Source organism: Streptomyces sp. MUSC 14, from assembly GCF_001866675.1.
In the GTDB taxonomy this organism is placed as follows: Bacteria; Actinomycetota; Actinomycetes; order Streptomycetales; family Streptomycetaceae; genus Streptomyces.
This window is the reverse complement of the sequence record NZ_MLYN01000035.1, coordinates 38162-62445: the sequence shown is the minus strand read 5'-3', so window position 1 is coordinate 62445 and position 24284 is coordinate 38162. Positions and strand designations below refer to the sequence as shown.

19 protein-coding genes and 2 pseudogenes are annotated in these 24284 nt (G+C 72.5%); 18 read left to right on the top strand and 3 right to left on the bottom strand.

The genetic code is table 11. The features are described from left to right. The first annotated feature begins 22 nt into the window (after positions 1-22). The 5 genes from BIV25_RS22195 to BIV25_RS22175 all read left to right on the top strand — a co-directional run bounded on the left by BIV25_RS22195 (position 23) and on the right by BIV25_RS22175 (position 6375). A complete protein-coding gene (locus tag BIV25_RS22195; RefSeq protein ID WP_071374294.1) occupies positions 23-1624 on the top strand; it encodes a long-chain-fatty-acid--CoA ligase in 1602 nt (533 codons plus the stop codon). Continuing rightward, positions 1621-2613 carry an LLM class flavin-dependent oxidoreductase gene (locus BIV25_RS22190; protein WP_071374129.1) on the top strand — a complete coding sequence of 331 codons (993 nt, stop codon included), beginning with the start codon at positions 1621-1623 and terminating at the stop codon, positions 2611-2613. Before BIV25_RS22195 ends, BIV25_RS22190 begins: the two co-directional genes overlap by 4 nt. Before the next feature lie 29 nt (positions 2614-2642). Continuing rightward, positions 2643-3410, top strand: a complete 768-nt coding sequence (locus BIV25_RS22185) for a thioesterase II family protein (protein ID WP_071374295.1) — start codon at positions 2643-2645, stop codon at positions 3408-3410. A gap of 168 nt (positions 3411-3578) precedes the next feature. Further along, positions 3579-5048 (top strand): MFS transporter, encoded by a 1470-nt coding sequence (locus BIV25_RS22180; RefSeq protein ID WP_177235374.1) that lies wholly within the window; start codon positions 3579-3581, stop codon positions 5046-5048. A gap of 145 nt (positions 5049-5193) precedes the next feature. Further along, positions 5194-6375 (top strand): cytochrome P450, encoded by a 1182-nt coding sequence (locus BIV25_RS22175; protein ID WP_071374128.1) that lies wholly within the window; start codon positions 5194-5196, stop codon positions 6373-6375. An 83-nt stretch (positions 6376-6458) separates the two neighbouring features. Here BIV25_RS22175 and BIV25_RS22170 read toward each other — a convergent pair whose 3' ends face one another. After that, positions 6459-7337, bottom strand: a complete 879-nt coding sequence (locus tag BIV25_RS22170; protein ID WP_177235373.1) for a maleylpyruvate isomerase N-terminal domain-containing protein — start codon at positions 7335-7337, stop codon at positions 6459-6461. Positions 7338-7576: 239 nt separating this feature from the next. Here BIV25_RS22170 and BIV25_RS22165 point away from each other — a divergent pair, with 239 nt between their 5' ends. The 3 genes from BIV25_RS22165 to BIV25_RS22155 all read left to right on the top strand — a co-directional run bounded on the left by BIV25_RS22165 (position 7577) and on the right by BIV25_RS22155 (position 10619). Continuing rightward, on the top strand, positions 7577-8539 hold the full coding sequence (locus tag BIV25_RS22165; protein WP_071374126.1) for a diacylglycerol kinase family protein: 963 nt from the start codon (positions 7577-7579) through the stop codon (positions 8537-8539). Positions 8540-8588: 49 nt separating this feature from the next. Beyond that, the gene (locus tag BIV25_RS22160) at positions 8589-8957 is read left to right on the top strand and encodes a nuclear transport factor 2 family protein (protein WP_071374125.1); all 369 of its coding nucleotides are present in this window, start codon (positions 8589-8591) and stop codon (positions 8955-8957) included. 93 nt (positions 8958-9050) lie between these two features. Beyond that, a complete protein-coding gene (locus BIV25_RS22155) occupies positions 9051-10619 on the top strand; it encodes an MmgE/PrpD family protein (RefSeq protein WP_079176819.1) in 1569 nt (522 codons plus the stop codon). A gap of 23 nt (positions 10620-10642) precedes the next feature. Here BIV25_RS22155 and BIV25_RS22150 read toward each other — a convergent pair whose 3' ends face one another. Then, on the bottom strand, positions 10643-11431 hold the full coding sequence (locus BIV25_RS22150; RefSeq protein ID WP_071374124.1) for a GntR family transcriptional regulator: 789 nt from the start codon (positions 11429-11431) through the stop codon (positions 10643-10645). Positions 11432-11744: 313 nt separating this feature from the next. On the opposite strand from BIV25_RS22150, the gene BIV25_RS22145 reads away from it, so the two are divergent. From BIV25_RS22145 to BIV25_RS22105, 9 genes and pseudogenes are all read left to right on the top strand, one after another. Further along, entirely contained in the window at positions 11745-13022 is a 1278-nt protein-coding gene (locus tag BIV25_RS22145; RefSeq protein WP_071374123.1) for an extracellular solute-binding protein, read from the top strand. Positions 13023-13102: 80 nt separating this feature from the next. Then, positions 13103-14098 (top strand): carbohydrate ABC transporter permease, encoded by a 996-nt coding sequence (locus BIV25_RS22140; protein ID WP_071374122.1) that lies wholly within the window; start codon positions 13103-13105, stop codon positions 14096-14098. After that, positions 14095-14925: a carbohydrate ABC transporter permease gene (locus BIV25_RS22135; RefSeq protein ID WP_071374121.1), complete on the top strand. Its 831-nt coding sequence runs from the start codon at positions 14095-14097 to the stop codon at positions 14923-14925. The genes BIV25_RS22140 and BIV25_RS22135 overlap by 4 nt, the downstream gene beginning before the upstream one ends. An 8-nt stretch (positions 14926-14933) precedes the next feature. Continuing rightward, positions 14934-16421 carry a glycoside hydrolase family 3 protein gene (locus BIV25_RS22130; protein ID WP_071374120.1) on the top strand — a complete coding sequence of 496 codons (1488 nt, stop codon included), beginning with the start codon at positions 14934-14936 and terminating at the stop codon, positions 16419-16421. Positions 16422-16541: 120 nt separating this feature from the next. After that, positions 16542-17576: a phytanoyl-CoA dioxygenase family protein gene (locus BIV25_RS22125; RefSeq protein WP_071374119.1), complete on the top strand. Its 1035-nt coding sequence runs from the start codon at positions 16542-16544 to the stop codon at positions 17574-17576. Further along, positions 17573-18862: a DUF6271 family protein gene (locus tag BIV25_RS22120; protein WP_071374118.1), complete on the top strand. Its 1290-nt coding sequence runs from the start codon at positions 17573-17575 to the stop codon at positions 18860-18862. Before BIV25_RS22125 ends, BIV25_RS22120 begins: the two co-directional genes overlap by 4 nt. Further along, the gene (locus tag BIV25_RS22115; protein WP_071374117.1) at positions 18859-20052 is read left to right on the top strand and encodes a type III PLP-dependent enzyme; all 1194 of its coding nucleotides are present in this window, start codon (positions 18859-18861) and stop codon (positions 20050-20052) included. Before BIV25_RS22120 ends, BIV25_RS22115 begins: the two co-directional genes overlap by 4 nt. Before the next feature lies 1 nt (position 20053). Beyond that, positions 20054-20557, top strand: coding sequence for a GNAT family N-acetyltransferase (locus BIV25_RS22110; RefSeq protein WP_071374116.1), 504 nt, complete (start codon positions 20054-20056; stop codon positions 20555-20557). After that, positions 20515-21750 (top strand): annotated as a pseudogene (locus BIV25_RS22105) (MFS transporter); the annotation flags it as partial. The gene BIV25_RS22110 and the pseudogene BIV25_RS22105, both read left to right, overlap by 43 nt. A gap of 261 nt (positions 21751-22011) precedes the next feature. On the opposite strand, the pseudogene BIV25_RS47405 reads toward BIV25_RS22105, so the two are convergent. Further along, positions 22012-22508, bottom strand: a pseudogene (locus BIV25_RS47405) (carbonic anhydrase); the annotation flags it as partial. A 170-nt stretch (positions 22509-22678) separates the two neighbouring features. On the opposite strand from BIV25_RS47405, the gene BIV25_RS22090 reads away from it, so the two are divergent. Further along, complete coding sequence (locus tag BIV25_RS22090) at positions 22679-24256, top strand: multicopper oxidase family protein (RefSeq protein ID WP_071374112.1); 1578 nt, start codon at positions 22679-22681, stop codon at positions 24254-24256. Positions 24257-24284: the final 28 nt, after the last annotated feature.

The window sequence follows — 24284 nt, the reverse complement described above, 5'->3', positions numbered from 1 at the left end:
CAAGGGACGGGACACCACCACCATGACCGACATACCGAGGGAGCGCTGGACGCTCCACCACTCCTCCCGGGCTCACGCCGGAAGCCGCCCGGACCACCCGGCGATCGTCTGCGAGGGCCGGGTCACCACCTACGACAAGTTCCACCGCGACAGCAACCGCGCCGCCCACGCCCTGCGCACCAGCGGCATCCGGCGCGGTGACCGGGTCGCCTACCTGGGCCGCGAGTCCGCGAACTACTACCTCGTGATGATCGCCTGCGCCAAGGCGGGCGCCGTCCTGGTCCCGGTCAACTGGCGGCTCACCCCGCACGAGGTCGACCACATCCTGCGCGACTCGCGGGCCGCGCTGATCTTCGTGGACGACGAGTTCTGGGACACCGTCGCAGAAGTCCGCCACCAACTGCGCGGACTGCGCAGGGTGATCCGCGTCGACGGCACCGATCCCTACGGCGAACCCGCGCGCGGCGCCGGCCTGTCGGCCTGGGCGGCCGACCAGCCCGAGACCGACCTGGCGCCCGGCACCGGCCCGGACGACGCCGTCATCCAGATCTACACGAGCGGTACGACCGGCCTGCCCAAGGGCGCCGTCCTCGCCCACCGCAGCTTCTTCACCCTGCCGCACGCGAGCCGCGCCGCGGGCGTCGACTGGATCGACTGGCTGCCCGAGGACGTCGCCCTGATCTCGCTGCCGGGCTTCGGGGTCGCCGGCATCGGCTGGTTCCTGCACACCTTCAACGCCGGCGGCACCAGCGTGATCATGCCGCAGTTCGACCCGCAGGAAGCGGTCCGCCTCATCCGCGAGCACCGTGTGACGACGACCTTCGCCGCGCCCGCGATGCTCCAGGCGATGGCGGCCGAACGGGCGGCCGGACCCGAGGCGTTCACCTCGCTGCGCAAGATCGCCTACGGCGCCGCGCCGATGTCCGAGACCCTGCTCAAACAGTGCCTGGCCACCTACGACTGCGAGTTCGCCCAGATCTACGCCAGCACCGAGACCGGCAGCGTGGCGGTGTGCCTGCCGCCGGCGGCCCACCACCCGGGCAGCACGAAGCTCACCTCGGTGGGCCTGCCCTGCCCCGGCACCGAGGTCAAGGTCGTCGGCCCCGACGGCGACACCCTGCCGTCCGGCGCCATCGGCCAGATCTGCGTCCGCACGCCCTCCCGGATGCTCGGCTACTGGAACCTGCCCGAGGCCACCGCCCGCACCCTGGTGGGGGAGTGGCTGCACATGGGCGACGCCGGCTACCTCGACGAGGACGGCCACCTCCACCTGTGCGACCGCATCAACGACACGATCATCGTCGCCGGGCAGAACATCTACCCGGCCGAGGTCGAGAAGGCCCTCGCCGCGCACCCGGCGGTCGCCGAGGCGGCCGTGGTCGGCCTGCCCGACGAGCGCTGGGGCGAGAGCGTCCACGCGGCCGTCGTCCTGCGGCCCGGCGCGAGCGCCACCCCCCGCGAACTCCTGCTGTCCCTGCGGGGCCGCATCGCCGACTACAAGATCCCGGGCACCTACCACGTCGTGGACGACCTGCCGCGCAACCCGTCGGGCAAGATCCTGCGCCGCGCGGTGCGGGACCGGCTGACGGCACCGGCCCGGCATCCTCTGGGGAGCGCACTGTGACCGCACCGAGCATCGGCATCCTGCTGCCCACCCGGGAGCAGGCCATCAACGGCACCTACGCCGCGGCCCCCCTCCTCGACTTCGCCAGGACCGCGGAGGCGCTCGGCTTCGACTCCCTGTGGGCCGGGGACTCCCTGACCGCCCGCCCCCGGCTGGACCCCCTGGTCGTCCTCGCGGCCGCGGCCGCCGCCACCCGGCACATCACCGTCGGCACGGCCGCGCTCACTCCCGCCCTGCGCCACCCCCTCATCGGCGCCAACCTGGTCGCGAGCCTGAGCCACGTCGCCGCGAACAGGCTGGTCCTCGGCCTCGGTTCGGGCTTCCCGATGGCCGAGACCGAGGAGGAGTTCGCCTCCGTCGGCGCGTCCTTCCAGGGCCGCGTCGGACGCCTCGACGAGATCACCGCGCTGTGGCGCGCGGCCTGGCGGTCCGGGGAGGAGGGCGAACCCAGCGAGTTCCAGGGCAGGTTCTGGCAGGCCGAGCACCTGGACCGGCTGCCCGCACCGGCCGTCCCCGGCGGGCCCCCGCTCTGGCTGGCCGGCAGCGACACCCCCAAGGTCCTCGCCCGCGCCGCTGAGCGCTACGACGGCTGGCTGCCGTTCCTGCCCGACGTCGACGCCTACGCCCGCGCCCGCCACCGGCTCGCGGAGCTCGCCGCGGAGGCCGGCCGCACCGTCACGCCCGCGCTGTACGCCACGGTCACCGTGAACAGCGACGAGCGCGCCGCCCGGGCCGAGCTGGAGCACTACATCAGCCACTACTACGGCCGCTCCCTGGAGCAGATGCGCACCATCCAGGCCTACGGCTGGGGCAGCGCCGAGAAGTGCGCCGAGCGGCTCGGCGGCTACGTCCGGGCCGGCGCCCGGCACCTGGTCGTACGGATCGGATCCCTCGACCCGGAGCCGCAGTTGAAGGAGATCGCCGAGGTGCTGCTGCCCGCGCTGCGCGCCCTCGGTCCGTCCACCACCGTTGGGAGTACGCAGTCGTGACCACCGCCACCGCCGCCCAGGGCAGCCAGATGTCCAGCGAGGGGCACTGGTTCCACCCCGTGGAGCCCTCGCCCGACGCCTCGATCCGGCTGTTCCTGCTGCCCCACGCGGGCAGCGGCGCCATCATCTACCGCGACTGGGAACGCCTGCTCCCGCCGGACATCGCCGCGCAGGCCGTCACCCTGCCCGGCCGGCACAACCGGCGCGAGGAGCAGACGTACGAGAACTTCTGGCCGCTGCTGGACGCCCTGCACGAGGCGGTGCTGAACGACCTGGACGAGCGGCCGTTCGCCTTCTTCGGGCACTGCCTCGGCGCCCAGCTGGCGTTCCGGCTGGCCATCCGCATGCAGGAGGAGGGCGGCCCGGCCCCCCTCATGGTCGGCATGTCCGGCTGGTCGCCCGTCGGCTTCTTCAAGCCGACCGAGGAGCAGAGCCGGATGCCGGAGCCCGAACTCATCGAATGGATCAAGAAGTTGGGCTCCTTCCCGGCCGAGGTCTACGACAACCCCGAGATGCTCGCCCTGGTCGTGCCCGCCCTGCGCGCCGACCTCAGGGTCGCCGGGGACTACGACGACGACGGCGCCGGCGTCAGCTGCCCGCTCGCCTCCTACGGCGGCCGCAGCGACCCGCTCCAGGAGACCCCGGACGCCATGTCCCACTGGGCCGGCCGCACACCGCAGTACCTCGGGCACAACGAGTACGAGGGCGGCCACTTCTACATCGACACCCACGCCCAGGCCGTCACCGCGCACTTCGCGCACCGGCTCCAGCGGCTGACCGCCGGACCGGTGGGCTGACCGCCGCGGCCACCGTCCGCCGGGGTCCGCGTCAGCGCCGTGTCAGCGGGGCGCGGGACAGTGCTCGCAAGGACTGTCGCACCGAGTGCCGTCCCGTGCCCCGGCACGCCGTGCGGACACCCGTCGGCACGCCCCCCACCAGCACGAAACGACCTAGGAGGGTCGTCCATGACCACCGAAGCGGAACTGACCGGCAGCGCGGCCTCGGCCGCCCCGCCACCGGACATCGAGGAGGCCGGAGGCAAGCCAGCCTGGGGTGCACTCCTGGTGGTGCTGGCCGGACTCTTCATCGCCAACGTCGACTTCTTCATCGTCAACGTCGCCATCCCCTCGCTCCAGCGCAACATGCACGCGACCAGCGCCGAGATCCAGCTGGTCGCCGCGACCTTCAACATCGGCCTGTCCGCCATGCTCATCACCGGCGGCCGGCTCGGTGACCTCTACGGGCGCCGGAAGGTGTTCTCCATCGGCCTGGCCCTGTTCACGCTCTCCTCGCTGGCCTGCGGCATCGCCCCGAACATGGCCGAGCTGATCGTGGCGCGCGCGGTGCAGGGCGCCTCGGCGGCCCTCGTCATCCCGCAGGTGCTCGGCATCCTGACCACGGCGTACACGGGCAAGGCCCGGGTCGCCGCGTTCAACGCCTACGGCATCACGATGGGCGCCTCGGCCGTGTTCGGGCAGCTGATCGGCGGTCTGCTGATCAAGGCCGACATCTTCGGCTGGGACTGGCGGACCATCTTCCTGATCAACGCCCCGATCGGCGCCGTCGTCCTGCTGCTCACCCCGAAGAAGGTGCCCGAGTCCCGGGCCGAGGGCCGTACCGGCCTCGACTGGACCGGTGTGATCCTGGTGACCGCCGGCCTCAGCGCCATCGTGGTGCCGCTGGTCCAGGGCCGCGAGCAGGGCTGGCCGACCTGGACCTGGGAGTGCCTGATCGCGGCGGTGCCGCTGCTGGCCGCGTTCTGGTGGACCCAGCGTCGCAAGGCCGCCCGCGACCGGTCGCCGCTGGTCCACCCGAGCCTGTTCGAGGACCGGGCGTTCGGCGTGGGTGTGGCCTCCCTGCTGGTGTTCTTCGCCGCGATGGCCTCGTTCTTCCTGGTCCTCGCGCTCTACCTGCAGGAGGGCCGCGGGCTGTCCGCACTCCGCTCCGGCCTGCTGTTCATCCCGCTCGGCCTCGGCTTCTTCATCGGCTCCGCGCAGTCGCCGAAGGTCGCGGCCAAGCTCGGCAAGCAGGTCCTGACCATCGGCGCGCTGATCCAGGCGGTCGGCAACGTGGCCCTCGCCGTGACCGCGTGGGAGCTGGACGGCAGCGGTTCCGTCGCCTGGTGCATCCCGGCCATGGTGATCTCCGGGTTCGGCATGGGCTTCGTCATCGCCCCGCTCGCCTCCCTGGTCCTCGAAGGCGTGGCCCCGCACCACGCCGCCGCCGCCTCCGGGGTGTTCTCCACCGCACAGGAGATGGGCAACGCCATCGGCATCGCGGTGATCGGCGTCGTCTTCTTCGGCGTCGTCGGCCACGGGACCGGCGCGCACCCCTACGCCCACGCCTTCGGCACGAGCCTGCTCGTGCAGGCCGGTATCTGCGCCGTGGTGGCCGCCCTGGTCCAGCTGCTGCCGGGCCGGGCGAAGGCCTCCTGAGCCCTGGCGGACCACACCGGCCACACCCGACGGGCACGCGGAACACGACTCCGCGTGCCCGTCAGCCGTACATCAGAATCCGGTCAGACCCCTTCGCCAGCATGGCTGAAACACCGCTGTTCCTGCCACACCGCCGGAGGACTCCATGTCAGAACTCCCCGTCTGGCCCATGCCCCGTTCCTGCCCCTACACACCGCCCGACGCCTACGCGGAGCTGAGAGAACGACCCCCGCTGCGCGTGCGGATCCGCGGCGGCGAGGCCTGGCTGGTGACCCGGCACGCGGACGTCCGCCAGGTGCTCAACGACGACCGGTTCAGCGCCGACGACCAGCAGCCCGGCTTCCCCATCCGGATCCAACTGCCGCCGGAACCCGGCGTGATGTCCTTCAGCCGCATGGACGACCCCGAGCACGGCCGGCTGCGCCGGATGGCGCTGACCGAGTTCACCGCCCGCCGCACCCGCGCCCTGCGCCCCGAGGTCGAACTGCTCGTCGCGCAGCTCCTGGACGAGATCGAACAGGGTCCCAACCCGGTCGACCTGGTACGGAGTTTCGCGCTCCGGCTGCCCTCGCTGGTGATCGCCCGGATGCTCGGCGTCCCGGAGGAGGACGAGGCGGACTTCACCGAGCAGAGCCAGGTCATCCTCTCCCAGGAGGCCGGCCCCGAGGAGACGTACGCCGCCTTCGCCGAGATGACACGGTTCCTGGACCGGCTCGCCGCGCAGCGCACCGCCGAGCCGCGCGACGACCTGATCAGCCGGCTGGCCACACGGTACGTGGCGGCCGGCGAGCTGACGCACGCGGACCTCGTCGCCATGGCCCGCTTCTTCCTCGTCGCCGGGCACGAGACCACCGCCCACCAGATCAGCCTCAGCGTCCTGAGCCTGCTGCGCGACCCGGCCCAACTGTCCGCACTGCGCGCCGATCCCGCCCTGTACCGGTCGGCGGTCGAGGAACTGCTGCGCTACTGGTCCATCTCCCAGGACAACCAGGTCCGCGCGGCCGTGGACGACGTCGAGCTGAGCGGGGCCGTGATCCGCAAGGGGGACGGTGTGATCGTCGCGATCCCCGCCGCCAACCACGACGAGTCCGTCTACCCCGGCGCCGGCCGCGTCGACATCCGCCGCGACGCCTCCGGGCACCTCGCCTTCGGCTTCGGCGCGCACCTGTGCCCCGGTGCCTCGCTGGCCCGGATGGAGCTGGAGGTGTGCCTGAGCGCCCTCTTCGCCCGCTTCCCCACGCTGCGCCTGGCCGTGCCGCCCGAGGAGGTGCGCTTCCGCGAGAACACGATCGTCTACGGCCTGGAGGAGCTGCCCGTCACCTGGTGACGCCCTGCCGACGGCGAAGGACCCGGGTCCGCCGAGCTCTCTCTCGGCGGACCCGGGTCCTTCGCCGTACCGGTGACCGAGGCTCAGGAGACGGCGTGGCTCAGCCAGAAGTCCAGCAGCTCACGGTCGCCCCGCACCGTCATGCGCGGGCTCATCGGCCGCAGCCGCCCCTTGACGACCAGCAGCAGATCCGCCGGTTCGGCGATCACGGTGGCGTCCGCCCGCGTACCGGCCGGGACCTCCCGGGTCACCTCGACGCCCCCCGCGGCGCAGGTGACCAGCCAGCTCGACGGGCTGTTCGCCGACTCCCGCGTCGAGCGGAAGCACAGCGTCTGTCCGCCGCGGGGCACCTCGGCGAACAGGGGCGACAGGAACGGCCTCGCCTCGGGCACCCCGAAGGCGACCAGACAGAAGTCCACGCAGTCCAGGGCGACCTCCGTGGCCGGCGTGAACGGCAGACCGGCCATCGCGTACACGTCGGCCCGGTGCACGGCTGTCTCGAACACCGCCCAGCGCGGCCAGAACTCCTTGTTCTGCCTGCCGTGCGGGGCCCACACCGGCACCTCGGGGCCCACCCCGTCGATCGCCTCGACGAGCCGGTCCGCGCCCTCGACGACGAACCGTGCGCGCAGCTCCGGGTCGGCGAGCCGGCCCTCCTGGGCCCCGCCCCGGGCACCGAGCTCGGCCACCCGCTCGGTCCAGCTCCTGTCCTCGTCCGGGGAGCCGGACAGGTCGCCGCCGGGCAGGACGAACTCGGTGCTGCGCGTGGCCAGGATCGTGGTCGCCCAGTCGTGGCCCTGGCGCACATGCCGGACCAGGTCGCCCAGCGTCCAGCCCGGGCACGTCGGGACGGGCTCCGTCAGAGGGATCGTGCGGGCGGCCTCGGCGAACCGGGCCGCCTCCCGGCGCAGTTCGGCGGTGTACCGGTGGACGGGCAGGGGCGGACTGTTCAGCGTGGTCATGAGCATCATTCCTTTCGTGGTGTGTGTGGGGGTGGGGGCGGTCGGTGCGCTCCGGCGAAGAGCCGCGGCAGTTGCACCGATTCATCCATTCGAAACCCGGAACCTGACCGGGCACTGACACGACCGGTGCCGCCCGGACCGGTGTCAGCCGCGTGTCAGCACCGGATCAGCCGTGCTTGGCAGAGTCGTCGGTGGCCGGTCCACCGCCGGTGCGTCCGACGGGAAGGAGCACGCCCGACATGGCAGACACCGCAGCCCCGGCCCCCACCCGGGCACTCGTCCTGGGCAACCCCGCCTCCGGCAGCCACTCGCCCGAACTGGTCGAGCAGGTACGCCAGTTGTGCGCCTCCTGCCTGGAGCACACCGAGGTGCACCTCACCACCGGACCGGGCGACGCCACGGCCGCCGTGCGCCGGGCCCTGGGGCGGCCGGCCGGCGCCGCCCCGGGCGCGCCCGACCTGATCGTCGTCATCGGCGGCGACGGCACCGTCCGCGAGGCCGTACAGGGACTCGTGCCCGCCACCGGGAACGCCGCCCTCGCCGTCGTGCCCGGCGGCACCGGCAACTCCGGCTACAAGATGCTGTGGGGCGAGCGCCCCTGGAGCGAGTCGCTGAAGGCGATCCTGACCGACACCGGCGTCGGCGGCAGCGTCCGGCTGCGCCGCCTCGACCTGGCCCGCCTCGCCGAGACCCGCAACTACGTGTACCTGGGCGCCTGTTCGGGCGTGATCGCCGACGCGCTGCTCACCGCCGGGGAGCTGCCGCTGAAGGGCCGCGAGCGCTACGCCCGCGCCTACGCCGACACGGCCGCCGGCTACCCGCCGTACCCGGGCCGCGTGACGGTCGACGGCCGGGTGGTGCACGAGGGCCCCACGGTCCTCGCCAACGTCGGCGGGGGCCGCTACCGAGGCGGCCGGTTCCTGGTGCTGCCCGACTCGCTGCTGGACGACGGACTGCTGGACGTGTGTGTCATCGGCGGCGGCGTCCCGGCGGACCAGGTCCCCGAACTGACCCTGGACGCCGCCCACATGGACCATCCGGCGACCGTCTACGCCCGCGGGCGCACGATCACCGTCGAGCGCACCGACGGCCGCCGCCTCCCGCTGGAGCACGACGGCGAGTACCAGCCCGGCATCGGCAGCGCGGCCACCTTCGAGGTGCTCCCCGGAGCCCTCCCGGTGTGGGCGCCGGCCGCCTCCTGAACCACCTTTCCGAGTACCGAAGTTGAACACCACAGAGGAGATCGCCCGCATGAGCGACCTGACCACCACCGTCACCCGCTACCTCGACATCTGGAACGAGGCCGACGCCGACAAGCGCGCCGCGGCCATCGCCGAGCTGTTCACCGCCGACGCCCCGTACATCGACCCGCTCGCCGCGGTCGAGGGCCACGAGGGCTTCGGAGCCGTGGTGGCCGGCGCCCGCGAGCAGTTCCAGGGCCTCGCCTTCGAACTGCACGGCACCATCGACGCCCACCACGACCAGGCCCGCTTCCAGTGGGGCCTGGTGACCGAGCCGGGCGCCGAGCCGGTCGCCATCGGCTTCGACGTCCTGGTCACCGACGGCGCCGGCCGGATCAAGGGCGTCTACGGCTTCCTCGACAAGGTCCCGGCCGCGTAACACCGCCCACGCACGTCCGACCCTGCGGGAGCACCGGGAACGTCGGTGCTCCCGCAGCCGTGTCCCCCTCGACGTACGGAAGGTGTATCCGCCATGACCGCCGTCCTCGCGGAGAGCGTCGCCCGGGCGCTGTGCGCCGACTGGGGCGAGCCGTACGGCACCCCGTCCCGGTCCGGCCGCGGCCGCGCCTCCGCCGACACCCCGCTGCGCGAACTCTCGCACTGGGCCGCGACCCTGCGCCCGGGCGACATCCCGTGCCGGGTGCTGAAACTCGCCGCGAGCCAGGTGCTCTCCCAGATCTCCTCCATCCGCGCCGGCCTCCAACACCCCCTCGGCAGACGCCTGGTGGCCGCCTTCGGGCACCCCATGCAGCGCGATCCGCGCCAGGCCGCCGGGGTGTTCGCCGCGCTCGGCTCCTGGCTCAACCTGGACGACACCGCGTACGCCGGACACCTGTCGAACTCGACGGTCGCCGTACCGCTCGCCTTCGCCTACGCCCGCCAGCTGGACGGGCTGTCGCTGCTGACCGCGGTGGTCGCCGCCAACGAGTGCGCGGCCCGGATCACCGCCTCCGCGACCCTCGGTCCGCTGCGCGGCCAGAGCGCCGTCCACACCCATCTCGCCGGGGCGGTCGCCGGACGGCTGCACTGCGACCGGGCCCCGGCGACGCTCTTCGAGAACGCCTTCGGACTGGCCTTCGCGATGCCCAACTGGCCGCTGATGCGCGCCTTCCTCGCCAGCGACGCCCGGCTGTTCAACACCTTCACCCCGGTGCGCACCGCGATGGACGCCTGCGACGCCGCGTACGCGGGGCTGCGCGGGGCGCCCGACATCATCGAGCACAGCGACGGCTTCCTCGCCCGGTTCGCGACCGTGCCGCTGCCGCAGGCCGTGGCCAAGGGGCTCGGCCGCCGCTGGCACACGGACACCCTCTCGTTCAAGATGCACCCGGGCGGCCCCGGCATCGACGCCGCCGTGGACTGCGCGGCCGAGATCCACCGGGAACTCGGCGCACTGCGGCCGCAGGACGTGGCCGAGGTCGTCGTCGAGGCCTCCCTGTACACCCTGTTCGCGGGGGAGCGGGCCGCCCGCTACGTCACCGGCCCCGGCTCCCCGCTGGGCGCACTGGTCCTCGACGTGCCGTACCCCGTCGCAACCACGCTGCTCACCGGCGGCTTCGGCGTGGACGACTTCTCCTCGCCGCATCTCGACGACCCCGACCGGTGGGCGCTGGCGAAGCGCATCCAGCTGCGCCACGACACCGACATGACCCGCGAACTCTTCCTGTCCGACGCACCGTTCGGCGAGGCGGTGCGCGAGGCCGGCGAGCTGGCCGTGCCCTGGCTGCGCGGCTTCGGCGGGGACGAACTCGTCGATCTGGTGGGCGCGTCCAGGTCCGACGGCCGGGACTTCTCCCGCTCGACCAAGGCGACCGGCGCCCGGGTCACGGTGCGGCTGACGGACGGCCGCACGCTCTCGCGCACCCGGCTGATCCCGGTCGGCGCGGCCGGCCCGGAGACCCGGGCGGCCCACTCCGACCTGGTGCGCGAGAAGTTCCTGTCGGTGGGCGGCGCCCAGGAGGTCGCCGACACCGTGGACCGTCTGCACCGTATGCGCCCGCGCGCGGTACGCCGCTGGATCGAGACGGCGTTCCTGGACTGACGGCCGGCGGTCCCGCGGCTCCCTCAGGTGCGCCGCAGGACCGCCGTCCGCTCCGCCGGGCGGCTCAGCGCGGCGACGAACTTGTACCGCGACCCCCGGTACACCGAGCGCACCCACTCCACCGGGGTGCCCTCCGCGTCCCGCGAGTGCCGGGACAGCAGCAGCATCGGCAGCCCCACGTCCGTGGCGAGCAGCTGTGCCTCGCGCGGGGTGGACAGCGAGGTCTCGATGGTCTCGTCGGCCTCGGCGAGACGGACGCCGTACACCTCGGCGAGCGCGGTGTAGAGCGAGGGCCGGTCCGCGAGCGTGCGGCGCAGACCGGGGAAGCGCCGGGCGGACAGATGGGTCGTCTCGATCGCCATGGGGGCGCCGCTCGCCAGCCGCAGCCGCTCGATGCGCAGCACCCGCTCGCCGAGCCCGATGCCGAGCAGCCCCGCCAGCTGTTCGTCCGCCGGGATCTCCCCGATGTCCAGCATCCGCGAGGCCGGGGTGAGTCCCTGGGCGCGCATGTCCTCGGTGTGCGAGGTCAGCCGGAGCGTGCGGTACAGCTTGGGCTGGGCGACGAAGGTGCCCTTGCCCTGGATCCGGTCGAGGCGGCCCTCGCCCACGAGTTCCGTGAGCGCCTGCCGGATCGTGGTCCGGGAGGTGTCGAACCGGACGGCCAGCAGCCGTTCCGCGGGCATGGCCGAACCCGGCTGCAACGCCTCGGTCATGGCGAGGAGTTGCTGCTTGATCCGGTAGTACTTCGGCACGCGCGCGGTGCGGCCGGGCGCCCCTTCGTACGGCTGGGCGCTGCTGACGTCGGTGGTCATGCCTGCCTTCCCGGCTGTGTCGACGGTCTCCCGTTATAGCGGTCGGCTGCCCTATGGTCTAGTCCAACGGTCCGGTGTCGCGGAGGGCCGGGACGAAGGGGGCGGATGCGGACGGACGCCCTCCGGTGACGTTCTCGTAACGGCCGGAATCGGCTTCCTGGACCACCCTTGACACCCCGAAAGGTCTAGGCCAAGCTCCACCGTACTGGTCTACACCATTAGTGGCCAGGTCCCGAGCCCTGTGTGCACCAGCGTCGTACGCAGATCACCGCCGAGGGCGTGGGGGGCAAGTGGCATCCCTGAGGAGGGTGGCGTGAAGCGCAAGCTCGCTGCCGCGATCACGATCGCGGGCATGATGGTCTCCGTTGCGGCGTGTGGCGGGAACAGCAAGGACGACTCCAAGGACGCGGGGCCGGGCAGCTGGAAGGGCCAGACGCTCACCGTCTGGACCATGGACGGCTCGGCGCCGCCGCAGTGGACCAAGGACGTGCAGGCCGCCTTCTTGAAGCAGACCGGCGCCAAGGTGAACTTCCAGATCCAGAAGTGGGACGGGATCCAGCAGAAGATCACCACCGCCCTCTCCGAGGACACCCCGCCGGACGTCCTGGAGGTCGGCAACACCCAGACCCCCGCCTACGCGGCCACCGGCGGTCTCGCCGACCTCTCCGACGTCAAGAAGGCGATCGGCGCCGACTGGACGCCCTCGGTCTCGCAGTCCTCCGTCTACGACGGCAAGCAGTACGCCGCCCCCTGGTACTTCGCCAACCGCGTCGTCATCTACAACAAGGCGATCTGGGCGAAGGCCGGCATCACCGCCACCCCCAAGACCCGGGACGAGTTCTTCAAGGACCTGGAGACCATCGGCAAGAAGACCGACGCCGAGCCCCTCTACCTGCCCGGCCAGAACTGGTACTTCTTCGACGGCCTCATCATCGGCCAGGGCGGCGAGCTGGTGAAGAAGCAGGGGGACAAGTACGTCTCCAACCTCGCCGACCCCAAGGTCGCCGCGGCCATGCAGCTCTACAAGAAGTACGCCTCCTACTCCAAGGCCCCCAAGGACAAGGACGAGGCCACCCCGCAGCAGGCCCAGGTCTTCGCCAAGGGCAAGACCGGCGCGTTCATCGGCATGGGCTGGGAGGCCGCCACCGCCGTCCAGGCCAACAAGTCCATCGAGAAGGACCTCGGCTACTTCACCATCCCGGGCGTTACCGCCGACAAGCCCGAGGGCGTCTTCCTCGGCGGCTCCAACCTCGCCGTCGCCCAGAACAGCAAGCACCAGTCCCTGGCCAAGGAGTTCCTGAAGATCGCCCTGTCCGACCAGTACGAGGGCGAACTCGCCAAGCTCAGCGGCATCGTCCCGAACAAGGCGTCCCTGGAGAGCAACGTCAAGGGCAACCCCGCCGCCGAGGCCGCCGCCCCGGCCGCCGCAGGCGGCGGCACCACCCCGCTCATCCCCGAGTGGGCCGCGGTGGAGAACACCCCGAACCCGATCAAGTCGTACATGACCTCGGTCCTGAACGGCAAGGACCCCGCGGCGGCCGCCAAGGACGTCGAGTCCGAGATCAACAAGCGTCTGGCCCAGCAGAACTAGTCCAGCGCCGGGGGCGCCCGCACCCGGCGCCCCCGTCGTGGTTCGTACGGCCGGTTCGGCCACGGAAGAGATGACAACTCATGTCAGTGCAGACCCAAGGCACGGACACGGCCGGGGAGCCCGCTGTCCGCAAGGCCCGGACGGCCGGGCCGCCGTCGGGTGAGGACCGAGGCTCCCGGTCCTCTCGCCGCGGCGCCGCCGCCCCCTATCTGCTCCTGCTGCCGGCGCTGCTGGCCACCCTGGTCCTGCTCGGCTGGCCCCTGGTGAAGAACGGCATGCTGTCGTTCCAGAACCTCAACCCGCGCCAGCTCATCCAGCACCTCACCGAGTGGAACGGGACCGACAACTACAAAGAGGTCCTGACCGGTTCGGACTTCTGGCACGTCGTCGAGCGCTCCGTCGCCTTCACCGCGCTCAACGTCGTCCTGATCATGCTGCTCGGCACCCTGACCGGACTGCTGCTCGCCCGCCTCGGCAAGCGGATGCGGCTGCTGCTCCTGATCGGCCTCGTCCTCGCCTGGGCCATGCCGATCATCGCGGCCACCACCGTGTACCAGTGGCTGTTCGCCCAGCGCTTCGGCGTCGTCAACTGGGTCCTGGACAAACTGGGCTGGCACTCCATGGCCGACTACAACTGGTTCGGCACCCAGACCTCCACCTTCTTCGTGATCATCCTGTTGGTCGTCTGGCAGTCGATCCCCTTCGTGGCGATCAACCTCTACGCCGCCACCACCACGATCCCCCGGGAGTTGTACGAGGCCGCGTCCCTGGACGGCGCCGGCGCCTGGAAGAGCTTCACCTCGGTGACCTTCCCGTTCCTGCGGCCGTTCCTGTACTCCACGACCTTCCTCGAAGTCATCTGGGTCTTCAAGGCGTTCGCGCAGGTCTTCGCGATCAACGAGGGGGGCCCCGACCACCTCACCGAGACCCTGCCGATCTACGCCTTCGTCCAGGGCGTCGGCAACCAGCACTTCGGCGTCGGCGCGGCCATCTCCTTCCTGACCGTCCTGGTGCTGCTCGTCATGACCTCGTACTACCTGCGCATGGTCCTCAAGCAAGAGGAGGACGAGCTGTGAAGCGCTCGCTCTTCGGACGTATCTGGCCGAACGCGACCGCCGTCGTCCTCTTCGTCGGCCTCGTGTTCCCCGTCTACTGGATGTTCGCCACGGCCTTCAAACCGACCGGCGACATCATCTCCGAGAACCCCGTGTGGTTCCCGACGAACCTCACCTTCAGCCACTTCACGAAGGCCGTCGACGCGGACAACTTCTGGACGCTGGTCGGCAACTCCGTGACGGTGACGGTCTGTTCGGTGCTGATCTCCCTCGTCATCGCCCTGTTCGCCGCCTTCGCCCTCGCCCGGATGCGGTTCAAGGGCAGGCGCGCCTTCATCGTGACGTTCATGCTGGCGCAGATGGCCCCCTGGGAGGTCATGATCATCGCCATCTACATGATCGTCCGCGACGCCGACATGCTGGACAGTCTCGTCCCGCTGACCGCCTTCTACACCGTCATGGTGCTGCCCCTGACCGTCCTGACGCTGCGCGGCTACGTCGCCGCCGTGCCGAAGGAGCTGGAGGAGTCCGCGATGGTCGACGGCTGCACCCGCACCCAGGCCTTCGTCAAGGTCATCTTCCCGCTGCTCGCGCCCGGCCTGATGGCGACCTCGCTGTTCGGCTTCATCACCGCCTGGAACGAGTTCCCGCTGGTCCTGATCCTCAACAAGGCCAACGACAAGCAGACCCTTCCGCTGTGGCTGTCGCAGTTCCAGACCGCCTTCGGTGACGACTGGGGCGCCACCATGGCCGCCTCGTCCCTGTTCGCGCTGCCCATCCTGATCCTCTTCATCTTCCTGCAACGCAAGGCTGTCAGCGGTCTGACCGACGGCGCCGTGAAGGGATGACCCCGCCGATGACCACACTCGCCACCGGCCCTGACACCCTGACCCGGGACGCCCTCGCGGTGCTCCAGCCGGGGTTCGACGGCACCACCGCGCCCGACTGGGTGCGCCGCCGCCTCGGTGAGGGACTCGCCTCCGTCGCCCTGTTCGGCCGCAACGTCGTCACCGAGGAACAGGTCACCGCGCTCACCGGGCAGCTGCGCGCCGAACGGGACGACCTCCTCGTCGCCATCGACGAGGAGAGCGGCGACGTCACCCGCCTCGACGTGCGCACCGGCTCCTCCTTCCCCGGCAACCACGCCCTCGGCGCCGTCGACGACCCCGACCTCACCCGGGCCGTCTCCCGCGAGCTCGGCCGGCGCCTCGCCGCCTGCGGCGTCACCTTCGACTGGGCGCCCTCGGCCGACGTCAACGCCAACCCCGACAACCCCGTCATCGGCGTGCGCTCCTTCGGCGCGAGCACCGACCTGGTCGCCCGGCACACCGCCGCCTGGGTCGAGGGCCTGCAGTCCACCGGCGTCGCCGCCTGCACCAAGCACTTCCCCGGTCACGGCGACACCAACGTCGACTCGCACCACGACGTGCCCCGCATCGACGTCGACACCGACACGCTGTACGCCCGCGAACTGCCCCCGTTCCGCGCGGCCATCGCCGCCGGCACCCGCGCGGTCATGAGCGCGCACATCCTCGTCCCGGCCCTCGACCCCGACCGGCCGGGCACCCTCTCCTCGCGCATCCTCACCGACCTGCTGCGCGGCGAACTCGGCTACCGGGGCCTGATCGTCACCGACGGCATGGAGATGCGCGCGATCTCCGGCACCTACGGCCTGGAGCACGGCGTCGTCCTCGCCATCGCGGCCGGCGCCGACGCCATCTGCGTCGGCGGCGGCCTGTGCGACGAGGGCACCGTCCTCGGCCTGCGGGACGCGCTCGTGGCCGCCGTGCGCTCCGGCGAACTGCCCGAGGAACGGCTCGCCGACGCCGCCGCCCGGGTGCGCGACCTCGCCCGGTGGACCGCCGAGGCCCGCACGGCCGGACCGGACACCGCACCCGACCCCGTGATCGGCCTGATCGCCGCCCGCCGGGCGCTGCGTGTGACCCGCACCGCCGCCGTCGCACCGCTCGACACCCCGGTGCACGTCGCCCAGTTCGAGCCGGCCCGCAACATCGCCGTCGGCGACCAGACCCCCTGGGGCCCGGCCGCCGAACTGCGCCGGCTGCTGCCCGGCACCACCGCCGGCTCGTGCACCGGGGGCGACGCCGCCGCGCAGGCCCTCGCCGCCGCCGACGGCCGCCGCATCGTCGCCGTCGTCCGCGACGAACACCGGCACCCCTGGATGGGCGCCGCCCTCGACACCCTGCTCGCCGCCCGCCCCGACACGATCGTCGTGGAGATGGGCCTGCCCCAGAGCGCCCCGCGCGGCGCCCTGCACATCGCCACCTACGGCGCCGCCCGCGTCTGCGGGGTGGCGGCGGCCGAGGCCGTCGTCGCCGGCTGACCCGAGCGGTCCCCACCGGCCGCCCGCACCTCCGCGGGCGGCCCGCCCGATCTTGCTCTTTTCCCGGATCTCAACCGCACGTGCTCGCACCTGTTCGACCTTGTTTTCCAGAGGAATCGCATGCAGACGCCCCACCCCTTCCTCCACCGCGCCGCCTCGTCCCGCCCCTACTTCAGCGCCGACGGCGAGACCTACCTCACCCCGACCCCCCTGCGCGACCTGAAGAAGTCCCAGCCCCTGCGGGTGCTCTCGGAAGAGGACTTCGCCTTCTGGCAGACGTACGGCTACGTCGTCGTCCGCGAGGCCATCACCCCCGGCGAGGCCAAAGAGCTCCTCGACCTCGCCTGGCAGTTCCAGGGCCTGGACCCCGACGATCCCGAATCCTGGTACGAGGAGCCGGAGTTCCGCTCCGAACTCGACCAGCACCTGTTCATCTACGGCTTCGTGGAGTCGTACCACCACCAGCTCCTCTGGGACAGCCGCCAGAGCCGGCGGGTCCACGACGCCTTCGCCGACGTCTGGGACTGCGAGGAGCTGTGGGTCACCCTCGACCGGCTCAACCTCAACCCGCCCAACATCCGCACCCGTTCCCGCTCCCTGATCGAGCCCACCGACGAAGGCTTCGACATCGAGCTGCACTGGGACGTCGACACCACCCTCGCCGTGCTCCCGCAGCGCGTCCAGGGCATCATCGCCCTGGGCGACACCCGGCCCGAACTCGGCGGCTTCCAGTGCGCCCCGGAGCTCTTCCGCCGCTTCGAGGAGTGGCGCGTGGGCCGGCCCGCCGGCCGCGACCCCGTCCGCCCCGGCACCGACCGAGCCGAGTTCCCGGTGATCCGCCCCGACCTCCAGGCCGGTGACCTGCTGATCTTCAACGGGCTGCTGGCGCACGGCGTCGCACCGAACCTCTCTGACAACGGTGTCCGAGCCGTCCAGTACCTGTCGATGATGCCCGCCCTGGAGGAGCACACCACCCTGCGCGACTCCCGCGTCGACTCCTGGCGCACCCTCGCGACCCCCGACTGGAACGCCACCCTCCTCGGCGACGCCCGCACCCCCGAGGCCGACCGCTACGGCCCCGCCACCCTCACCCCCCTGGGCAGAAGACTCCTCGGCCTGGACTCCTGGACCGCCCCGGCAAAAGAGGCACCGTGAACCGCATCTGCCTCTGCCTGCCCACGAACCGCCCCTGCCCCGCCACCATCGCCGCCCTCCATCAGGAAGCCGGCTACGCGGCCGAGCGGTTCGACGCCGACGTCCAGCTGCTGATCCTCGACTCCTCCGACGCGCGCACCCGCGCCGCCCACACCCGGGTCGTCGCCGAGCTGCCCCGGACGGCCGGCGTCACCGTCCACCACCTCGACGAGGACGCCCAGCGGGTCTTCCTGCTCCGGACGATCGAGCGCGCGGGCCTGCCGGACCCCGACCGGCTGCTCGGCCTCCTGCTCCCGTCCGCCGTCTCCTACGGCGCCTGCACCGACCGCGCCTTCCTGCTCGCCGCCGCCCTCGGCTGCACCTCGCTGCACCGCAGGGACTCCGACAGCGCCTACCAACGCCACGCCGGACAACCGGTGTTCCCCGTCCATCACGAGCTGCCGTTCCTCGGCCGGCCGGCCCAGGAGGCCACCGCCGCCGTCACCCGCACCACCCTCAGCCCGGCCCAGCTGTCCCGCCCGGTCTCCCTCGCCGGAGCCTCCTTCATCGGTGAACTCTCCGTCGACATAGCGGAGATACGCCGCGCGGACGAGGGCGTCTACCACGACGTGGTGAGCCTGTGGGCCCCCGGCGGCTGGCCCGAGGAACGCAAGCGGACCCTGGTGGAGGAGTCCTTCACGGGCGCGGGCACGACGCCCTTCACCGCCGACCTCGCCACCCTCACGGTCGTCGACCCGATGCGCGTCGACATGTGCAACGTCGCCTTCGACCGGGACATCTACGAACGCGTCCCACTGCCCCCCGCCACCGACACCATCGGCAGCGACTACTTCCTCCTGCACCTCGTCCACGACGCCGGCCTGCCCGGCATCCTGCACAACCGCCACATCGAGAACTTCCACACCCCCGAACGCCGCACCGACACCGGCTTCCCGGCCTACCAGCGCCGCTTCGTGAAGTTCCTGCTCTCCATGCTGTACTTCCACGACGTCTACGACCGCATGACCGACGCGGGCGACACCCTGCTGGACACCGGCCACCGTGTCCGCCCCGACCGGATCGTGGAGTTCCTGCGCACGAGCACGGGGCTGGACCGTGCGGAGAACGTGTGGCGGCTGGACAGGGTGGACACGGCGTACCGCAAGCTCGGCGGCCGTTACGCCGCATGCGCCGACCAACTCGCCGCAGACCGTGACCGGTTGCTGGACGAGGCCGAGGCGGACATCGAGTCCTTCGCCCAGCTGATCGAGGCCTGGCCGGCACTGACCGAGGCAGCCACCCGATGAACGCCCCGCACCCGAGCGCTGCTCTCACCACCTCGCTCGCCACCGCCGGAACCGACCGCATCGTCTACGACCTCACCGGCATCGAGCGACAACACGACGCCCTGGCCGCCGAGTTGCCGGACGCCCGCATCCGTTTCGCCCTGAAGGCGTGCCCCGAGGACGAGGTGCTGCGCGCCCTCGCGAAGCGCGGCGCCGGGTTCGACGCGGCGAGCCCCACCGAGATCACCCAAGCGCTCCGTACCGGCGTCACCCCGGCCCGCATCCACTACGGCAACACCGTCAAGTCCGACCACGACATCGCCGAGGCCCACCGCCTGGGTGTCCGCACCTTCGCCACCGACAGCGTCGAGGACGTCCGGGGGATCGCCCGGCACGCCCCCGGTTCCCGGGTGTTCTGCCGCCTCGCCACCAGCGGTGACGGCGCCCTGTGGGGCCTGAACCGCAAGTTCGGCTGCGCCCCCGACGACGCCGTCCGCGTGCTGGAGACGGCCCGCGCGGCCGGACTCACCCCAGCCGGCCTGTCCGTGCACGTCGGCTCCCAGCAGATGACCTGCGAGGCCTGGCAACAGGCCCTCGACACCCTCGCCGAGACCCTGACCACCCTGGCCGGGCGGGGGATCGTACCCGACCACGTCAACCTCGGCGGCGGCCTGCCCGCGCTCGGCTACCGGGACCGCCACGGCAACCCCCTCGACCCACCGCTGGACAAGATCCTCACCGTGCTCCGCGAGGGCATGGACCGGCTGCGGGGCCGCAGCCCCTCCCCGCTCGCCTTCGTCCTGGAGCCCGGCCGCCACCTGGTCGCCGACCACGGCGCCGTCCGCGCCCATGTCTCCCGGCTGACCCGCCGTCGGCAGCCGGACGGCACGGACGTGTACTGGCTCTACCTGAGCTGCGGCAAGTTCAACGGCCTCTACGAGATGGACCAGTTGACGCACCGGATGGTCTTCCCCGGCCACCCCGACGAGGGGGAGCACGTCCACGCGGTCGTCGCCGGGCCCACCTGCGACAGCGACGACGCCTACGGCGACGGCCGCCACCCCGTGCGCGTCCCCGCCTCCCTCACCTCCGGCGACCCGGTCTGGATCCTGTCCGCCGGCGCCTACGCCACCAGCTACATGACCCAGGGCTTCAACGGCATCCGCCCGCTGCCCTGTGTCTGCGTACGCGGCCAGGAAGGACACGACTGACATGCGAGACCTCATACGGGAGGTCACCGAGGCCGACTGGCCCCAGGTGGCGGCCCTGGAGGCCGAGGCGTACGCGGGCACCTCGCTCACCGAGGGCGAGGCCGCGCTGCGGTCCCGGGCCGCGGCCGGCACCTGCCTCGTCCTGGAGCGGGGCGGCCGGGTCGCGGGCTACGTCCTGGCCCTGCCGTACCCGAGATTCCGCTGTCCCGACCTGACGCGCCCCGAGGACACGGCTCCCTGTTCCGCCAACCTCCATCTGCACGACATCGTCATCGCGACACCCCAGCGCCGACGAGGACTCGGCACCCGCCTCGTCCGCCACCTGACGGACCTGGCCCGGGCACGCGGCTTCGCGACCATGTCGCTGGTCGCGGTCGCCGGCAAGGAGCCCTTCTGGCGGTCCAAGGGCTACCGCCCCCACCCCGAGGCGAGCCCGCCCGCCGGCTACGGCGGCGGCGCGGTCTACATGTCGGCACGGCTGACCGCGCTGCGGGAGGCGAGCTGATGACGGCGCCCTCCTACGCGCGCGCCAAGTGGTCCATCGCCGCGCTCTTCTGCTTCCTCGGGTTCCAGTACGGCACCTGGGTCTCGCGCCTGCCCGCGCTGAAGACCCGCCTGGACCTCGGGGCCGGGGAGGTGGGCCTGCTGCTGATGGCCTGCGGGGCCGGGGCGGCGGCCTCCTTCCCGCTGGTCGCCGTCCTGATGCGGCGCCTCGGCTCCCGGCGCCTGTCGCTCGCCTCGGCCGCGTGCCTGACCGCCGTCCTGGCCGCGCTGTCGGCCGTACCGGACTACCCGCTGGCCCTGCTCGCCGTCTGCGCGGACGGCGTCCTGGTCGGCTGCCTCAACGTCGCCATGAACGCCCAGGGCGCCGCGCTGGAGAAGACGTACGAGCGCACCGCGATGTCCCAGCTGCACGCCACCTTCAGCGCGGGCCTGCTCGCCGCCGCCCTGCTGACCTCGGGCGTGACCACGCTCACGGCGTCCGTCCCGGCCCATTTCGCCCTCGCCGGCGCCCTGTTGCTGCTTCTGCTCGCCGTCGCCCGCCCCGCCCTGCTGCGCCACACGGACCCGGCGACCCCCGGCGAGCCGAAGCGGAAGGGCCGTTGGACCCTGCCCTCGGCGACCACGCTCCTCATGGGCTGCGCGATGGCCTTCGGCACGATCACCGAGGGCGCCATGAACGACTGGTCGACCCTCTATCTGAAGGACGTCGTCAAGGCGTCCGCGACGGTCGCGCCCCTGGGCATCGCGGTCGTCTCCGTGATGATGCTGCTGGCCCGGGTGTGCGCGGACCGCTGGCGCACCCGCTGGGGCGACGGCCGGGTGGTCCGGGTCGGCAGCGCGGTCGCCGCCGCCGGCCTGGCCGTCGCCCTGGCGGCCGGGGGAGTGGTCCCCACCCTCCTCGGCTTCGCCTGCGTCGGCCTCGGCGCCGCCGCCGTCACCCCGTGCGTCTACGTCGCCGCCGCCGGCCACGGCTCGGACGCACTGGCCCTGGTCGCCGCGATGGGCACCACGGGCCTGCTGGCCGGGCCCGCCCTGATCGGCTTCGTCGCGAGCGCGGCGAACCTGACCCTGGGCATGGCCCTGGTCGCCGCCTCCGCCCTCACCGTCACCCTGACGGCGTTCCGCATCCCGTGGCGCACCCGGGAGCCTGCCCCGCAGGAGGGAGGGAACCTGCCACCGGTCGCGGTGCCGTAACGGCTCCGGCCGGGCTGCGCCGGCTGCCACGGCGCGCCGGGGCGGGTGGGGCGGGCGCCGGCGGTGAGCCGGAGGGCGTGGACGGGCTGCCCGCCGGGGACGGGACCGAGGCAGGTGCGGCTGGGCCGGTGGCGATGACGTGGACGACGGTGCCCGGCGGCGCACCGTCGATCTGCTGGCGGAGGCGGAGCAGCAGGGTGACGCGGAGCAGGCCGGTGCCGTCGACGATCAGGCCGGCGTCGAGCGGCGGGGCCGGCCGCGTCACCGGCCGGCCGCCGCCGCGTCCGAGAGCAGGTCCGGGCCACGGGAGGCGACCAGCCGGGCGGTGCCCTCGGCGAGGCGGTAGGACAGGCCCACGACCCCCGTGCGTTCGGCGGCGACCTGGTCGGCCAGTTCCCGGGAGCGTTCCAGGAGGAAGTCGACGGTCTGCCGGACGCGGGTGTCGATGGAGCCGTCGTCGTCGCCGACACCGGCGGCCTGGGCGGCCAGCACGCCCGGGGTCACACGCTCCATCACGTCCCGCAGGTATCCGCGACCGCGCCGCAGGCGCCGTGGCCGAGGACCACGACCAGGGGGCAGTCCAGCACGCTCACCCCGTACTCGATGCTGCCCAGCACCTCCGGTCCCGCCGCGTGCCCGGCGGTGCGCACGACGAACAGGTCGCCCGGCCCCTGGTCGAAGATGATCTCGGCGGCCGGCCGGGAGTCGGAACAGCCGGCCAGGAGTGGCCGAAGGCGTCGCGCGGCGTCGCCGGGGCGGGGCGGCTCATGGCCGCAGGGTACGGCCTGCCGGCCGTGGCCGCGCCGCTGGTGTGGCGTTCCCCGCCGGGACCGGGGTGGCGGCTTACGCTCGCACTCGGACCGATCGCGCTCGTCGGAGCCGTCGGGGCCGGGCGCCGCACGGACGAACACCGGGAGAGGGAGCGCGGGTGACGTCACGTCGACGATTCCTCGGAGTGACGGCCGGGGTCACCACCGGCCTCGCCGTACCCGCCGGATCGGCGGCCTGCGCGACGTGGTCGGGCGACCGCAAGGGCACCGTCCTGGCCAGCCGGATCCGCCCGCCCCGGCAGTTCGTGACGCCACTGCCCGTGCCACCACGTGCCCGCCCCGCGCGGACGACGGACGGCACCGACGTCTACGACATCACCCAGCGCGAGGGGGCCGTGGAGATCGTCCCCGGACTGAGGACGACCGTCTGGGGCTACGACGGCATCTTCCCCGGCCCCACCTTCACCGCCCGTTCCGGCCGGAGGATGGAGGTACGGGTCCGCAACCGGCTCTCCGTGCCCACCTCCCTGCATCTGCACGGGGGCGTCACCCCGCCGCACTCGGACGGCTACCCGACCGATGTGCTGGTGCCCGCGCGGTGCGGCGCCGCGTTCGGGGCGGCGGGGACGACGCACGGCAGCACGGGCGGGTCGCGCGCACCCGCCGTCGACTGGACGGTCTCGCGGGGCTACCGGACCTACACCTACCCGCTGGACCAGCGGGCGGCGACGCTCTGGTACCACGACCACCGGATGGACTTCAGCGCCCCGCAGGTCTGGCGCGGCCTGGCCGGGATGTTCCTCGTCCACGACCGGGAGGAGGACGCGCTCCCGCTGCCCGGCGGCGAGCGGGACATCCCCCTGATGATCTGCGACCGCTCCTTCGAGGCGGACGGGTCCTTCCGCTACCCGGGCCACTCGCCGACCTGCGCCGGCACCCCGGGCGTCCAGGACGCGTACATGGACGGTGTGTTGGGTGACGTACAGCTGGTGAACGGAGCACCGTGGCCGGAGGCGGAGGTCTCGGCGACCCGTCACCGCCTGCGGCTGCTGAACGCCTCCAACGCCCGCCGCTACCACCTGGTGCTGGAGAAGGAGCACGGCGGCCGGCTCCCCTTCACACAGATCGGCGGCGACGGTGGTCTGCTGGCCGCGCCGCAGCGCCTGGCCGGCATCCCCGTCTCACCGGCGGAACGCTTCGACGTGGTCGTGGACTTCACCGGCTGCCCGGTGGGGAGCGTGGTCACCCTGGCCAACACCCTGGCGAACGGCCGTATGCGCCAGGTCATGCGCTTCCGGATCGCCCGCAGGGCGAAGGACCCGAGCCGCGTCCCGGCCCGTCTCTCGCGCCTCACGGTCCTGCGTCCGGCGTCCGCCGTCGCCACCCGGCACTTCGACTTCCGCCGCTCCGGCGCCGTGTGGACCATCAACGGCCGCCCCTTCAGCACCTCGGAGTTCCTGGCCCGCCCGCGCCTGGGCACCGTCGAACGCTGGCGCTTCACCAGCGACCTCCACCACCCGGTGCATCTGCACATGGCCCACTTCCAGGTGCTGTCACGCGCCGGACGCGCACCCGAGCCCACCGACGCCGGCTGGAAGGACACGGTCGACGTCCGCCCCCATGAGGCCGTGGACGTACTGGTCCGCTTCCGCGGCTACCGGGGCCGGTACATGCTGCACTGCCACAACCTGGAGCACGAGGACATGGCGATGATGGCCAACTACCAGGTGGTGTGAGGCGTACGCCCCGCGGGCCCGAGCCGGG

What these genes read in the sequence shown, in the direction of transcription:
- BIV25_RS22125 (WP_071374119.1), top strand. Translation starts at nt 16,542, where the DNA reads ATGCAGACGCCCCACCCCTTCCTCCACCGCGCCGCCTCGTCCCGCCCC.
- BIV25_RS22180 (WP_177235374.1), top strand. Translation starts at nt 3,579, where the DNA reads ATGACCACCGAAGCGGAACTGACCGGCAGCGCGGCCTCGGCCGCCCCG.
- BIV25_RS22195 (WP_071374294.1), top strand. Translation starts at nt 23, where the DNA reads ATGACCGACATACCGAGGGAGCGCTGGACGCTCCACCACTCCTCCCGG.
- BIV25_RS22150 (WP_071374124.1), bottom strand. Translation starts at nt 11,431, where the DNA reads ATGACCACCGACGTCAGCAGCGCCCAGCCGTACGAAGGGGCGCCCGGC.
- BIV25_RS22140 (WP_071374122.1), top strand. Translation starts at nt 13,103, where the DNA reads ATGTCAGTGCAGACCCAAGGCACGGACACGGCCGGGGAGCCCGCTGTC.
- BIV25_RS22155 (WP_079176819.1), top strand. Translation starts at nt 9,051, where the DNA reads ATGACCGCCGTCCTCGCGGAGAGCGTCGCCCGGGCGCTGTGCGCCGAC.
- BIV25_RS22165 (WP_071374126.1), top strand. Translation starts at nt 7,577, where the DNA reads ATGGCAGACACCGCAGCCCCGGCCCCCACCCGGGCACTCGTCCTGGGC.
- BIV25_RS22160 (WP_071374125.1), top strand. Translation starts at nt 8,589, where the DNA reads ATGAGCGACCTGACCACCACCGTCACCCGCTACCTCGACATCTGGAAC.
- BIV25_RS22115 (WP_071374117.1), top strand. Translation starts at nt 18,859, where the DNA reads ATGAACGCCCCGCACCCGAGCGCTGCTCTCACCACCTCGCTCGCCACC.
- BIV25_RS22170 (WP_177235373.1), bottom strand. Translation starts at nt 7,337, where the DNA reads ATGACCACGCTGAACAGTCCGCCCCTGCCCGTCCACCGGTACACCGCC.
- BIV25_RS22130 (WP_071374120.1), top strand. Translation starts at nt 14,934, where the DNA reads ATGACCACACTCGCCACCGGCCCTGACACCCTGACCCGGGACGCCCTC.
- BIV25_RS22175 (WP_071374128.1), top strand. Translation starts at nt 5,194, where the DNA reads ATGTCAGAACTCCCCGTCTGGCCCATGCCCCGTTCCTGCCCCTACACA.
- BIV25_RS22185 (WP_071374295.1), top strand. Translation starts at nt 2,643, where the DNA reads ATGTCCAGCGAGGGGCACTGGTTCCACCCCGTGGAGCCCTCGCCCGAC.
- BIV25_RS22110 (WP_071374116.1), top strand. Translation starts at nt 20,054, where the DNA reads ATGCGAGACCTCATACGGGAGGTCACCGAGGCCGACTGGCCCCAGGTG.